We start from the raw sequence: 14,281 nt of genomic DNA on the forward strand, positions 1-14,281 counted from the left end.
CCACGATGGGGAGACACTTCAACGATAGGTGACGGTGTGGACAAGATCAACACCGTCCTCAGTCCTCGGTGAGGCCCCTCGACTGCGCGTACGCGACGCCGGAGAGGAACGCCTTCGCCTTCTCCAGATCGGGGTAGGCCGAACACAGCTTCCAGAAGTCCGGGCCGTGTCCCGCCACGAGCAGATGCGTCAGCTCGTGCACCAGGACGTAGTCGACCACCCAGTCCGGCATGCCCTGAAGCTTGTCGGACAGGCGGATGGAACGGTCCGCCGGGGTGGCGGAACCCCATCGCGAATTCTGGTTGCTGACCCAGCGCACGCTGCTCGGCCGCGCCTGGCCGCCTAAGTACCGCTGGGACAGGAGCCGGGCGCGCTCGGCGAGCTCGTCGTCGTTCCGGCCTGCTGCCTTGCCGGAGGCTTCCCGCGACTGGAGGCGGAGCAGCATCTTCTGCACCCATTCGTCCTCCTGAGCGTGGGTGAAGCGCGCCGGGATGGCGACGACGACGGTCCCGCCTTCCCAGAACGCGCTCACGGTGCGCTTGCGGCGGGCCGAGCGGCGCACCACCACGGGGGTCCCGTCCGGTGCGAACCGGGGCTGCTCCGCTTGACCCGCACGGCTCATTGAGCCGCCACCACCTTCAGCACGGCCTCACCGTACTTCTCGAGTTTGCGCTGCCCCACACCGGAGAGCACCGCGAGCGCCTCCATGGTCTCCGGCTTCTCCTCCGCGATCAGCGTGAGGGTCGCATCGGTGAAGACCACATAGGCCGGGACGTCCGCCGACGACGCCTCCGCCTTGCGCCACTCGCGCAGCGCCTCGAACAGCTTCTCGTCCAGCGACGGCGGGCAGTCGACACAGCGGCCGACCTTCCGCTCCGGGCCGGTGGTGAGCTGCGTGCCACACACCTTGCACTGGGTCGCGACGGCCTTGACGCGGTTCTTGCGGAGACGGGTCGCGGATTCGCGCACCGTGCTGCCGTTGCCGCCGGGCCGCAGCGCGTCGAGGAAGCGGGAGGGCTTGCGGTGTGCGCGGCCGCCCGGGGTGCGCGCGGTGGACCAGGTGAAGCAGAGGTCGGTCCGCGCACGCGTGATGCCCACGTAGAGCAGCCGTCGTTCCTCATCGACGTCGGACGGGGTCTCGGCGAAGGAGATCGGCATGAGTCCTTCGCTCATGCCCACCAGGAACACGGCGTCCCATTCGAGGCCCTTGGCGGAGTGCAGCGAGGCGAGGGTGACACCCTGCACCGTCGGGGCGTGCTGGGCCGTGGCCCGTTCCTGGAGTTCCGTCACGAAGTCGAGCAGGGAAAAATCCTCCCCGCGGCTGTTCGCCAGATCCTGTGCCAGATTGACCAGGGCCGCCAGGGATTCCCAGCGCTCCCGGACGGCGCCGCCACCGACCGGCGCCTCGGACGTGTAGCCCAGGCTCGAGAGGACGTCCGCCACGGTCCCGGGAACGGCGGCGCCGCGGGTCGAGTCGGCGCGGGCTGCGGCGCGCAGCTGCAGCATCCCTTCGCGCACTTCGCGGCGCTGGAAGAACCGTTCCCCGCCGCGGAGCTGATACGGGATGTCCCGGGCGGACAGGGCCTGCTCGAACGCCTCGGACTGTCCATTGGTGCGGAACAGGACGGCGATCTGGGCCGCGGGGGTGCCGGCCGCGATGAGCGTCGAGATGCGTTCGGCCACGACCGCCGACTCCGCCTCGTCGTCGGGGCACTCGATGAACACCGGTTCCGCGGCGTGCGGCCTCTGCGCCACGAGTTCCAGGGGCTTCGCCCAGACCTTGTCGGCCTCCGGACCACCTGACGGGCGGCTCCGCAGGAGGGTGTTCGCGAGCTTCACCACCTCCGGCGTGGAACGGTAATCGCGGATCAGGCGCACCACCTGCGCCTGCGGGTAGGTCTTCGGGAAGTCGAGGAGATGCCGCGGCGTCGCGCCGGTGAACGAGTAGATGGTCTGGCTGGCATCGCCCACGACGCATAGTTCCTCGCGGCCTCCGAGCCACAGCTGGAGCAGCCGTTCCTGGAGGGGCGAGACGTCCTGGTATTCGTCCACCACGAAGTGCCGGTACTGGTCGCGCACCGTCGCGGCCACCTTGGGATCCTCTTCCAGGATGCCCACCGTGATGAGCAGGACGTCCTCGAAGTCGATGATGTTGCGGTCCGTCTTCACCTCTTCGTACGCCTCGAAGATGCGCGCGACGGCGGGCAGCTCCAGGCCGCCCGGCTCACCGCGGCCCTGGGCGCGGGCGAGGTAGTTGGCCGGGGTCAGCATGGACACCTTGGCCCACTCGATCTCGGCCGCGATGTCCCGCACCGCGGCCCGGTCCACGGTGAGGCGCAGCCTGCGGGCCGATTCGGCGATGAGACCGGCCTTGTGGTCCAGGAGCTGCGGGACCGAGCCACCGATCGCCTGGGGCCAGAAATACTGCAACTGGCGGAGCGCCGCCGCGTGGAAGGTGCGGGCCTGCACCGCGGGGACGCCGAGGTCCCGCAGACGGCTGCGCATCTCCGCGGCTGCACGGGCGGTGAACGTCACCGCGAGAAGTCGCTGCGGGGTGTAGACCCCGGAGTGGACGCCGTACGCGATGCGATGCGTGATGGCGCGCGTCTTACCGGTCCCGGCGCCCGCCAGGACACACAGCGGCCCGGTCAGCGTGGTCGCGACCGCTCGCTGTTCCGCATCCAGGCCTCCGAGAATCCGTTCCTCGAGGCTGCTGCCGTTCTCCACGTCCAGGGTGTCTGCTCCTTCAGTCACTGCGGCACCACGAGGTGCCGAGTCATGCGTCGTGCCAGGTCTTGCATCGGGCCGGATCTTGCTGCGGGCCAGGTCTTGAGTCGGCCCGGGGCCCGCGCCCGGTCTTGCGCCCTTCCCGAGTCAGGTGGGGCCAGGGTCAGGCGGTGGTGCTGCGGCCCGGGCGGGTGGCCTGGGCAGGTTGTCTGGGCCGGTGGTCTGGGCCTGATGGTCTGGGCCTGATGGTTTGCGGGGTGGCTTGGCGGTGCGTGCCCGCCCCGCTCAGCTCCGCACGCTCACCGGCGGCGCCGGGGGCTCCATCACCTCACCGCCATACCAATGTTCGATCAGGTTCCTCGCGATCGACAACCGGCTGGGGATGATCACCGTGCCGGCCAGGACCGAATCCTGCAGTTCCTCACGGGTGAACCAGCGGGCGTGAGTCACCTCGACGCCGTCCGGCCGGGCATCGCTGCTCCTGGTCCGTGCGGTGAAACCCAGCATGAGGGAGGCCGGGAACGGCCACGACTGCGACCCGAGATACTGGACCGCGTCCACCTCGACCGCGACCTCCTCGCCCAGTTCACGGACGACCGCCTGTTCGAGCGACTCCCCCGGATCGACGAAGCCTGCCAGCACCGAATGTCCTTTGCCATCGGCCGGGCCACCGCCGCCCAGCAGGATCCGCCCGTCCGGACCCACGACACTCACGATGATGGCGGGATCCATCCGCGGGAAGATCTCCACGTTCTCCCGGGGGCAGCGACGCACCCAGCCACTCTGCTCGATCTCGGTCGGGGTTCCGCAGCGGGGGCAGAATCCGTGGCCTTCATGCCACCCCGCGATCGCCTGCGCCTCGATGAACAGCTCCGATTCGAGAGGAGAGAGCCACGCGCCGCTCTCGCGGTAGCCACGCCACACCGCTCCCGCGGGAAGTGCGGGACTGTCCGCGGCGAGAGGTTCGCTCAGCACGAGGGCGACGACGGCGGTCCCCGCCGGCAGCGGACCGTCGCCGGACCCGGTAGCCGGGTCGGCGTCGTCGCGCGTCGGGAGCACGCGGCCCAGGTGGATCTCCTGCAGGACCCGCACCGGACCCAGAGCGTCGACCTCGGCAGACGACAGGAAGACGAGCCGCTGGCTGTCCTCCTCGGCCAGAACGGGGGTGCTGCGGCGGGCCAGGAGCAGGTATCGCGTGGCGGGGTCCTCGCGGAGCGCCGCCAGAGCTTCCGGCCTCGCTCTCTCACCGGACATGCGGTCCATGAGGGCCGGAGGCGTCCCGAGAACCGTCGGCGAGAGCAGGCCTGCGGAAGTGGTGGAAAGCCCGGGGGAATGCATGCCTCAACCGTACCCACTGCCTTCCGGGATTGGCGACTCGCCGCCCGTGCTGGGGACAGTCGGGTGCACACCCCTCTACGGTGGAAGATGTGAAGCGCTCCCCCCTCGAACTGGCAGCCCTGGCCGCCGCTGCAGTGCCCGGCATCTCCCCCACCGCCGTCCGGGCCGATCTTGACGACCCCGCAGACTTTGACGCCGCCCTGCTCTTCGGCGAAGACGAACAGCGCTGGCGCGTCCGTTCGCCTCGCCACGAAGAAGCCAGTGCCCGGCTCGAGAGCGAATTCGCCATCCTCCGTGCCTTCCCGGCGGCTCTGCGTGCCGAGCTGCCGTTCCGCATCCCGACCGTGCTCGGCTGCGTCCGACGGGGCCCGCTCAGCACGTTCGTCTACACCCACGTCGCTGGGCAGTCGTTCCCGCTGGAGCAGCTCGAACGGTCCGGGGACGCCGCGGCGAAAGAGGTCGCCTCCGTCCTGGCCGCCATCCACGCCCTTCCGCAGGACGTCGTGGACCGCGCCGACCTTCCCCGTTACAGCGCCAACGAGTTCCGGCAGCGCCGCTTGAACGAACTGGATCAGGCCGCCACCAGCGGGAAGATCCCCGCCGAGCTCCTGCTGCGCTGGGAGCACGCGCTGGAGGATGTGACGCTGTGGCGCTTCAACGCCTCGGTGGTGCACGGCGATCTGCACGAAGACAACCTGCTGTTCGACGACGGCAAGGTCACTGCCGTGACCGGCTGGACCGATCTGCACATCGGCGATCCGGCGGACGACTTCGCCTGGCTCGTCGCCTCCCATGACACCTCCTTCGTGGACGCCGTTCTGCACCACTACCGCGATGCGCTGCCCGGCCCGGCCGGGCAGGTCCCGGACCCGCATCTGCTGCGACGCGCCGCACTCTCCGCGGAGTTCGCGCTGGCGCAGTACCTCATGAGGGGCCTGGCCAAGAACGACGCCGCCGTGATCGGCGAGGCGGAGACCATGCTGGCCGATCTCGCCTCGGACATCCGGGCGAGCGAGGCCGCGGCCCGCGAACTCGAGGAGGCGGAGGAAGCAGCGGCCGAGGCTGACGCGGCCGAGGCCGCCGAGGAGTCCGCGCGTCTGAAGCGGGAGCGTGACGAGGACGGCTCCGGAGCCGCCCCGGTGACCGGCCAGGGGTCCAAGGTCACCGTGACGTCGATCTCCGGAACCGCCGCAGCGGAGGCCACGAAGGCCACGAGCGGTGGGGCGGACGAGGACGTCCACGAAGGGAACGCCCCTCGCCTGTCCGTGGTGCCGTCTCCGTCCGAGTCTTCGGCGGATCCGGAGGCCGGTGCCACTGCACGCGACAGCGAGGGCGCCGGCGCCGTGAACGGCAACCGGGACCATGCCGGTGCCGACGAGGCCAAGGGCGCCGGCGCCGATGTACCCGGTACTCCCTCGGTCCCGGGCTCCGGGCATTCCTCGGAAGCCGCCCCTGTCGGTGCGGAACCGTTGGACGGCGCACCCTCCGAGGAGGCGGCATCCCCGTCCGAGCGCGAGGACGAAGCCCGCGACTCGCAGGCCGGCGTCGAGACCACGGCCCTGCCGGTCATCAAGCAGGAAGGCTGACCGGCAGGCCGCACCACGGCCCACCGCAGCCTCTGTCACGCTCAGCCGAGCGCATCGCTGACGATCCTTTCCAGTTCCTCCGCATCCGCGAGGTCATGCGGCCTGATCTCTTGATCGTCGGCCACGTAGTAGAAGGCCGCCCTGACCGAGTCCAGGGGAACTCCTCGCAACCGTGACCACGCCAGCCGGTAGACCGCCAGCTGGACTGACTTCCTGGCCAGGTCCTGCGCGTCCCGTGGCGCCCTGCCGGTCTTCCAGTCGACGAGGTCCCACCCGCCGTCGGCGTCGCGGAACACGGCGTCGATCCGTCCCCGGACCACGAGAGGTCCGACCGACGTCTCGACCGGCGCCTCCAGGTACGCCGGAGTGCGGTGGGCCCAGTCCGAGGCCTTGAACCGCGCCACCAGCTCATCGAGACCGAGCGCGGTGTCGAATGCGGCGTCCTCGCTCAGGGGCTCGTCGAGGTCCAGCATGCCTGCCTGTCCGAAAAACTCCTCCACCCAGCCGTGGAACACCGTGCCCTTCCGGGCGGCCTGGCCCGGCTCCCGGGGAACCGGACGCCGGAGCCTGCGTGCCACCGCCTCGGCATCCGTGCCCAGTTCCACCAGGGTCGAGGCCGAGATGTGCGCGGGCAGCCGGACCTCATGCCGCCGGGGCTGCCGCTGCTGGGCCGCCAGCAGGAGCTCGGCATCCTCGAGCCAGGCTTCGCCCTGTGGCGTGCGGACGGAGAGTGGCGCGTGGTCGGGGTCTGGCGTGAGGACGTCGTGCTGCCCGTCAGGTTCAGACGTCGCGAGTCCGGATCGCCCGGGACGGTCCTCACCGCTCGGTTCGAGTGCGGCGAGCACGGCGTGAGCGGACGCCTCCAGAGCGGCTCGACGCCCCGGAACCATGCTTCTGCGCTGTCCGGTCTCGCCGTCGAGGGGGCCCTCGAGCGGGTCGTACGGCCAGGGCGAGCGACGGGTCTGCGCCGTCAGCGGATTGGCATCCGGGATGTCCTCTTCCCCGACGCTGAGTCCGTGGAGCTGCACTTCGGGGAAGTCCTCGTCCTCAGCGAGCGGGAGCAGTTCCGCGAGGAAGTCCGACATCGGGCGCAGCGAGCCGGCCGTGGCGTACGCATGGCTCGACACCCAGAGCAGATCCTTGGCCCGGGTGTACGCCACATAGGCGAGCCGCCGCTCCTCACGGACGGCGTGCACCTTCGCCTCCTCGGCGAACTGCTTGGCGCTGCGGGTCCATTCGGCCTGGCCCGCCTCTGTGGTGTCCCACAGGGGAAGGCTGGCATGATCACCGCGCAGGGGCCACGGCAAGGTGTCGATCTCGACATCCCAGTGCGCGGCCCGCTCCGACGGGAAATCCTTCGTGTTGAGACCGGGCACGAAGACCGCGTCCCATTCCAGGCCCTTGGAGGCGTGCACGGTCAGGATCTGCACGGCTTCGGGATCCGGTTCAGGAGGAGCTGCCGCAAGCCCGTTCTCCTCGCGCGCCGCGGCTTCGAGCCAGGACAGGAACGCGAGGAGGTCCACCCGCTCGTTGCTGCGGTTGAACTGCAGCACCTGATCCGTGAAGGCTTCGAGATTCCGGCGCGCGGAATGGAGGCTCCGCCCAGCCCGCGCCTCCACCTCGATGTCCAGGAGCATGGCCCGTTCCACTTCGGCGATCAGATCCACGAGTTCATGGCCCAGGTGTCCCCGGAGTCGCCGGAGTTCCTCGGACAGCCGTTCCAGACGCTGCTGACCGAGAGGGCTCAAGGACCGCCCGGCGGAAGACACCCAGCCCGGTGTCGGCAGGAAGTCGAGTCCTTCGATCAGGCTCGAGTCGTCGACCGGGTCCGGGGTCAGAGCGCTGTCCTCGTCCGGTTCCTCCGCGTCCGCTCGGATCCGGGAGGACCGACGCCGCGCCAGCTGGGAGGACCACTCCTGCAGCGCCATGAGGTCGGCCGGCCCGATCCGCCAGCGCGCCCCCGCCATCAGGCGCATGAGCTTGTCCGACCGTCCGGGATCAGCCAGCACGTGGAGGGTGGCCGTGAGGTCCATGATCTCCGGCGTCTCCAGCAGGCCTCCCAGGCCGATCACCTCATACGGGATCCCCCGCATTTCCAGGGCTTCCTGGACCGGGAGCATCTGAGACCGCTTCCGGCACAGGACCGCCATCGTGCGGGCGGGCCGTCCGGGAGCGCGCAGGGACAGCACATCGTCGGCGAGCGCCGCAGCCTCGCTGTACTGGTCGGTGAAACGGGCCAGCACGACCGCCCCGGCAGGAGCCCCCGGACGGGGCCTGAGTTCCGGGACGCTCGCGGTCCCCGACGCGGAGGAGAGCGGACCTGCCACCCGGTTCGCGACTTCCAGGATCCGTTCGCCGTTGCGCCAGGCGGTGGTGAGGTAGGCCGTGCCGGACGGTTCGAAACCGCCGTCGGGCCGCCGTCGAGGGAATGCCTCGGTGAAGCGGAAGAGCTGGCCCGCGGAGGCGCCGCGGAAGCCGTAGATCGACTGGTTCGGATCGCCGACCGCGGTGACCGCATGGCCTTCGCCGAACAGCTCCGAGAACAGGACCATCTGCGCATGGGACGTGTCCTGGAACTCGTCCAGGATCACGACCCTGCTCCGGTCCCGCTCCAGTTGCCGGGCCTGCGGGACGTCCTGGGCAATCGTGGCGGCGAGAGCCACCAGATCGCCATAGTCCAGCAAGCCACGCTGCCGCTTGACCTCGGCATAACGGCCCACCATGCGGGCCAGGGCCACCCGGGTGCGGAACTTGGTCTGGAGCGACCTCGCCGCAGTCTCCGCCGCACGTCCTGCGACCTTCGGGGGCAGCGCCTCATACTGCGAGAGAAGATCCGCCACCCACTCCTCCACGCTGACGCGCTGCGAGGACCCGGCCAGTGCACCCGGCACCGCGGGGCGGAGATGCTCGGCACACTCTCCCGCGAGTTTCAGGACGCCGTTGACCAGGCTCGATTTCGCGGCCTCAACGTACTCCATGGGACCGTCATAGCTTTCGACCACCTGGCTGGCGAGCTGCCAGGCCTGCGCCGGACCCATCAGGGTGACGTCCCGCTCGATCCCGAGGCGCAGGCCGAAGTCCGCGACGAGGGAGTTCGCATAGGAGTGGTACGTGGAAACCCGTGGTTCGTGGAGCTCGTCCACCGCCAGTTGCACAGGAGCGATCCCGAGCCGCTGATTGACCTGGGCGAACTGCTGGAGCGCTTTCCGGACCCGATGGGCGAGTTCCCCCGCCGCCTTGCGCGTGAACGTGACGCCGAGGACCTCCTCGGGACTGACCAGTCCGTTGGCGACGAGCCACACGACCCGGTCGGTCATGGTGGCGGTCTTGCCCGACCCTGCACCGGCGATCACCAAGAGCGGCTCAAGGGGCGCCGCGATGATGCGGGACTGCTCCTCCGTGGGGGTGTTGCCGCCGAGCAGGGTGGCCAGTTCCTCCGGCGAGATGATCGCCGCGGTGGTTTCCGTCATTCCGTGACCTGCCTTCCCGAGTGGCACAGCGGGCAGACTTCCGGCGTCTTGCAACCGCCGAACGGCGTCCCCGCCGAATCGTGCCGGGCCTCGAATGCGTGACCTGCCATGGCGATGGCCGCCTGGTGGACCAAGTCCATCGCCCAGCCGTCTTCCGGGCCCAGCTGCGGCTGCTGCTGCTCGGTGAATCCTTTGGTGGTGTCGCCGAGCTGCACCAGGGCCGCGCCACCACTCCAGTTGATCGGTGGGACGGTCCTGGACCCGGCTGAGGGATCCTCCTGACGGGCGCCGTTCTCGAAAGCCCCCGCATTGATGGCGGCCTGATACGTGCCGAGCTGGGCGTGCTGGATGATGTCCTCCTTCCGGGGCTTGGACTTCCCGGTCTTCAAGTCGACGACGTAAGCGCCGCCCTGGGAGTCCACCTCCAGCCGGTCGATCTGGCCTCTGATCCTGGTGTGCAGCTTCCTGGCCGTGGTCTCCCCCTCCGGCACGAACTCCAGTGGCTCCGCGAGGTCCACGGTGAAGTCGATCTCGACCGCCGCGAGCGACCGTCCCGTGCCCGTGGTTCCTGTGCCCTTGAGGGATGCGACGTAACTGGCGAGCTTGAAGAGCATCAGGTCCGCACGTCGCCGAAGCGCGTCGTTCTCCCAGCCTTCCGGAAGGCCCAGTTCGGGCCAGCGACGGTCGAGCAGTTCCCTGTACTGGTCGAGCGTGCCGTCCGGGAGTTCTGCCGCGATGGCGTGAATCAATGTCCCCAGGCTCCTGGCGAAGTCCGTGTGCGCCTCTCCGCCGGCGGCCGGGACGAACCATTCGAGCGGCGATTTGCTGGCCTTCTCCACCTTCGACGGCGACACCACCACCGTGCCACCGTCCGGGACGAGATCGTCCTCGGTGCTGGCCGGCGCCAGCCCCCACCACTGCGCGGGGTGGGCGCCGGGGACGTCGTGGCGGGAGAGCAGAGCCAGCACCTGGGCCGCATCCCGGGCGACGGCTGCTGCGGCGTCGTGAGGACGTGCGCCGTGAGGACGTGCGTCGTGAGGCACAGCGTCCCGAAGTGGGGCGTTGAGAGACCCGGTGGACGGGCCGGCACTCTCACGACCGGCGGACGGAACGCCGGATCGCGACAGTCCTTCCCCGGAACCTGACCCCGCATGATACTCCTCCGCGGTGCGCCGCAGCTCCGCGACGAGTGAGCGCAGATCGAGGGAACGGATGGCCTGGGTCCCCACCTCGTCCGAGGCGCCAGGAACGGCCAGCTCCAGGAAGGCCGAGGAACGTGACTCCTCATCCTCGACGGCCGTCAGCACCAGCCGCTCGGAGGCCCTGCTGAGTGCCGCGACGAAGGTCCGGAGCTCATCGGTGCGGATGGCCCGGAGCCGCTCCCCAGGTCCCTGCTGCAAGGCGACGACAGGGCCATGTTCCATGGCGTCCGCGAGCAGCGTGTTGCCCAGCAGCTCACCCCGGAGCCTGGTGTTGGGCCAGGTACCCTCCTGGAGGCCCGCGATGAAGACCACGGGCCACTCGCGTCCGGCGGCTCCGGCAGGCGTCAGAACCTCCACAGCCTCCTCGACGGGAGGCCGAGCCGTGAGGGTGTCCATCGGAAGTTCCTGCGCGGTCAGGTAGTCGTAGAACTGCGCCGCGCCCGACCCGGGGAACTGCGTGGCGAAACGCTCGGCGCTTTCGAACAGCGCCATGACGGCGTCCAGGTCGCGGTCCGCGCGTGCGCCGGCCGTGCCGGATTCGAGAGCGGTCTCCGCCCAGGGATCAGCAAGGCGGGAGGCCTTCCAGATGGCCCAGAGCACGGTCTCACCATTGGCGGCCTGCTCCTCGGCGGCTCTCCTGCCGTCCGCGAGCATCCGGGCGATCCGGAAGGCATGGCGAGCCACGATGCCCAGCGACTCCAACCAGCCCGGATCCCCCAGCGCCTCGACCAGCAGATCGTCGCTGCCCCGCGTGCCCCCGGCGATCAGTTCTTCATGGCGCAGCCTCTGCCGCAGCCGCCGGATGTCGAGACTGGAGGCCCCTCCCACCCGCGAGGACAGAAGTTCCACGGCACGTTCGGGGTCCAGTGCGAGTTGGTCCAGAATCACGCCCAGGACGTCCAGCAGCGGTCGCACCGCGAGCTCGTCCCGGACGGCCGTCTCACCAAGGGACACGCGCACCGGGATGCCTTGGGCGAGGAGAAATCGCTGAACACGTGAGACCTCCGCACCGTTGCGGACCACCACGGCGAGATCCTCGAGGCTCCTCTTCCCTTTGAGGTGCTCGGACTTGATCTCCGAGGCCAGGAACCTCAGTTCATGGCCGCTCCCGCGGAACACGGCTCCGGTGACCGGCGGCTTCCGTCCATCAGTCACCGCAGTCGTTGTGGAGGCAGGATCTGTCCCATCCTCACCTGAGCGCGGCGCTGCGGTTTCCAGCGTGCGGGCTTCGAGCGTGCGGGTTTCAAGCGTGCGGGCCCAGGACGCGTCCGCGCCGCGGGGCACCCGGGCGGCGGCCCGCTCGTACACCTCGGCCAGCTGCCGGGTCAGGCGGTGCGACGTGGTGAGTTCACGGTTCAGGACGCCCTTCCCGTCCGCGCCGGACGTCTCCGCGCCGAGCTCCTCAGCGACCCGGGCCACCAGGTCAGGCCGGGCTCCACGGAATCCTTGGACGGCGGTGTCAGGGCAGACCGTCGCGATGACGTCCTTGCCCTGCGCCAGGTCGAGGAAGAACTCGTACACCGAGCGGTTGGATTCGTGGAGGTCGTCCACCAGGATCAGCTGCAGGCGTTCCCGCTCCGCAGCCAGGAACCCTGGAGATCCTGCGAACACCGATCGTGCGGCGGAGATGATCCCCGCGGGGTCGAAGGCCCCGGCGTTCCGCAGGTCCATGACATCCCGGTACTCACGGTAGAAACGGGCGGCGGCCAGCCATTCCGGCCGCCCCACCTCTCCGGCCAGCTCTTCCAGATCCTCCGCGCCGCCGTCGTGCTCGATCAGCCGGTCGAAGAGTTCCCGGACCTCCTGCCGGAAGCCGCGGGTGGGCAGCGCGGCCTCGAGGTCCCGAGGCCATCGGACGCCGGCGCCGGGCATCTCCTGTGCGCCGTCCAGCAATTCCTTGATGACCTGGTCCTGCTCCGGCCCGGACAGCAGGCGGGGCGGCCCGTCCAGGGCGATCGCCCCTTCGGCGTGGGCACGGCGGATCACGTCGAAGGCGTACGCCGCCCAGCTCCGCGCCGGGGTGGTGCCGAGGCTCCTGCCCAGCCGGGCTGTCAGGGAGTCCCGCAGACGGGTGGCAGCCACACGGCTCGGAGCCAGGACGAGGACACGCTCCGGGTCCACCTCATCGGCGTCCACCCGCCGCACGGCCGCTTCCACCAGCGTGGTCGACTTTCCGGTGCCGGGCGCTCCCCACAGGATCACCGGCCCACTCCCCTGAGGGAGATCCACCACGGCCTGCTGGTCCGGGCTCAGCTCCGGCCGGGCGCCCGCCACCCGCAGAGGGGGCAGCAGCGTGGGCCGTGCGCCGCGGACTGCCGCGGACTGCCGTCCTGAGATCTGTTCCGTCACGCGAACCATTCCATCACGGGGCTCCGACATTCTTTCCGCCGACCACGGCGCCTTCCGGCCCCGCCGCCCGCAGGGCCTCGGCCAGGGCATCCATCACGAGGAACTCCTCCTCGCGAGGCGCCCAGCGCGCCGCGGGGAAGTCCACCCGCCAGCGGCCCTCCCCCGTCCGCGCGAAGTCCTCCACCTGACCCCGGAGCGGCGTGCCCTCCTCCAGGTACTTCCGGAAGGCATCCACTTCATGACCGCTCGGAGCCTCTCCGCTGGCGCGCAGCACCCGCCACCAGCAGAGCCCGTCCGAGTGCCGCGCCATGATCGCGCCGATCTGACGAGGACCACCCTGCCCGAGCAGATCGGAGATGTCGCTGTAAGCCACCGCGGTGCCCGGGGGCACCATGGCCACGATCCGCCGGACCGCATCGATGTATTCCTGCCGCATGTTCCTCAGCGTAGAGGCCCGCGGCCGGTCTGCCCTGTCCAGAACGCCGCATGTGGATCATTCCATCGGCCGGTCCAGGTAGCGTTGAGGCATGAGCAGCACGCAGCGGAATGAGAGCATCTGGAACGCGGGGCCCCGCGCGGCCTTCGACGTGGAGACCACCGGAAAGAACTCCCGCGCGGCCCGGATCGTCACCGCCTCGCTCATCGTGGTGGACGCGAAGGGCGAGGTCCTGCAGGAACACGAGTGGCTCGCTGATCCCGGCGTCGAGATCCCCGCCGAGGCCGCCGAGGTGCACGGCATCACCACCGCCAAGGCGCGCGCCGACGGCCGTCCGGCCGCCGCCGTCGTGCTGGAGCTGCGGAACACCATTCAGGACCTGTTCGACGCCGGCACCCCCGTCATGGCGTTCAACGCCAACTACGACTTCACCGTTCTCGCCGCTGAATGCGCCCGCCACGGAATCCCGCAGGTCACGCGCTTCCCCGTGCTGGACCCCTTCATCATCAACAAGCAGGTGGACCGGTACCGCAAGGGCACCCGGACCCTCGGCGCCCTCTGCGAAGAGTACGGAGTCCGCCTGGACAACGCCCACACCTCCGCGGCGGACGCCCTGGCCACGGTGCGATTGCTGGATGCGATGGCGAAGAAGTTCCCCAAGATCGTCATGCCGACGGCGGCACTCCACCGGTTGCAGATCGAGTGGGCCGCCGCTCAGGCCGCCGACTTCCAGCAGTACCTCCGCCGGACCAAGCCCACCGCCGTGATCGAGGGTGAGTGGCCGGTCCTGCCGCCCGAGGAACCCGAGCGCGGCGGTTTCTGACGCTGCGTCGCGCAGCGTCACGCCGCCGCACGGGACCACTGCCGTCTCACGGGACCACCCAGGCCGCATCCGCAGGCAGCCCCGCCACCTCACGAATCCGCCCGTCGTGAGATCAAGGTCACAGCGGGACGTGATCCGGCGCGCAGCTCAGAGCTTCTGAGATACGGCTCTCGCGCCACCACTTTCCCAGCATTTCTTCAGCTTGAATTGCAGAAAATTCGGTGAAATCAAGTCAACTCCGAATGTTACGCCTTCGTGAAGCCGCGAATCCCCGCGTGCCATACTTAAATTCATTCTTCGGCCCGCGCCGGGTGACTGATCAGAACACCATACCCGCGGGCCGTTTCGAC

8 protein-coding genes are annotated in these 14,281 nt (G+C 69.7%); 2 read left to right on the plus strand and 6 right to left on the minus strand.

Translation table 11 applies throughout. The annotated features are described in order from the left end of the window. Positions 1–58: 58 nt before the first annotated feature. The 3 genes from P9849_RS11290 to nudC form a co-directional block, all read right to left on the minus strand. Positions 59–622 carry a M48 family metallopeptidase gene (locus P9849_RS11290; protein WP_278266886.1) on the minus strand — a complete coding sequence of 188 codons (564 nt, stop codon included), beginning with the start codon at positions 620–622 and terminating at the stop codon, positions 59–61. Continuing rightward, positions 619–2,754 carry an ATP-dependent DNA helicase UvrD2 gene (locus P9849_RS11295; RefSeq protein ID WP_278266887.1) on the minus strand — a complete coding sequence of 712 codons (2,136 nt, stop codon included), beginning with the start codon at positions 2,752–2,754 and terminating at the stop codon, positions 619–621. The genes P9849_RS11290 and P9849_RS11295 overlap by 4 nt, the downstream gene beginning before the upstream one ends. Before the next feature lie 258 nt (positions 2,755–3,012). Further along, positions 3,013–4,065: an NAD(+) diphosphatase gene (gene nudC, locus P9849_RS11300; RefSeq protein ID WP_278266888.1), complete on the minus strand. Its 1,053-nt coding sequence runs from the start codon at positions 4,063–4,065 to the stop codon at positions 3,013–3,015. Between the two features lie 89 nt (positions 4,066–4,154). Here nudC and P9849_RS16225 point away from each other — a divergent pair, with 89 nt between their 5' ends. Then, complete coding sequence (locus P9849_RS16225) at positions 4,155–5,651, plus strand: phosphotransferase (RefSeq protein WP_347567898.1); 1,497 nt, start codon at positions 4,155–4,157, stop codon at positions 5,649–5,651. A 41-nt stretch (positions 5,652–5,692) separates the two neighbouring features. Here the strand turns inward: P9849_RS16225 and P9849_RS11310 are convergent, their stop codons facing one another. Genes P9849_RS11310 through P9849_RS11320 form a run of 3 tightly spaced genes read right to left on the minus strand, consistent with a single transcriptional unit; the run spans position 5,693 to position 13,108 of the window. Then, the gene (locus P9849_RS11310) at positions 5,693–9,121 is read right to left on the minus strand and encodes an ATP-dependent DNA helicase (protein WP_278266889.1); all 3,429 of its coding nucleotides are present in this window, start codon (positions 9,119–9,121) and stop codon (positions 5,693–5,695) included. Continuing rightward, a complete protein-coding gene (locus P9849_RS11315; RefSeq protein ID WP_278266890.1) occupies positions 9,118–12,672 on the minus strand; it encodes an ATP-dependent DNA helicase in 3,555 nt (1,184 codons plus the stop codon). Before P9849_RS11315 ends, P9849_RS11310 begins: the two co-directional genes overlap by 4 nt. Before the next feature lie 13 nt (positions 12,673–12,685). Next, positions 12,686–13,108 carry an MGMT family protein gene (locus tag P9849_RS11320; RefSeq protein WP_278266891.1) on the minus strand — a complete coding sequence of 141 codons (423 nt, stop codon included), beginning with the start codon at positions 13,106–13,108 and terminating at the stop codon, positions 12,686–12,688. Positions 13,109–13,199: 91 nt separating this feature from the next. Between P9849_RS11320 and P9849_RS11325 the strand changes: the two genes are divergently transcribed. After that, complete coding sequence (locus P9849_RS11325; RefSeq protein ID WP_278266892.1) at positions 13,200–13,931, plus strand: 3'-5' exonuclease; 732 nt, start codon at positions 13,200–13,202, stop codon at positions 13,929–13,931. The last annotated feature ends 350 nt before the right edge of the window (positions 13,932–14,281 follow it).

It is taken from the genome of Arthrobacter sp. Y-9 (assembly GCF_029690065.1).
Classification (GTDB): Bacteria; Actinomycetota; Actinomycetes; order Actinomycetales; family Micrococcaceae; genus Arthrobacter_E.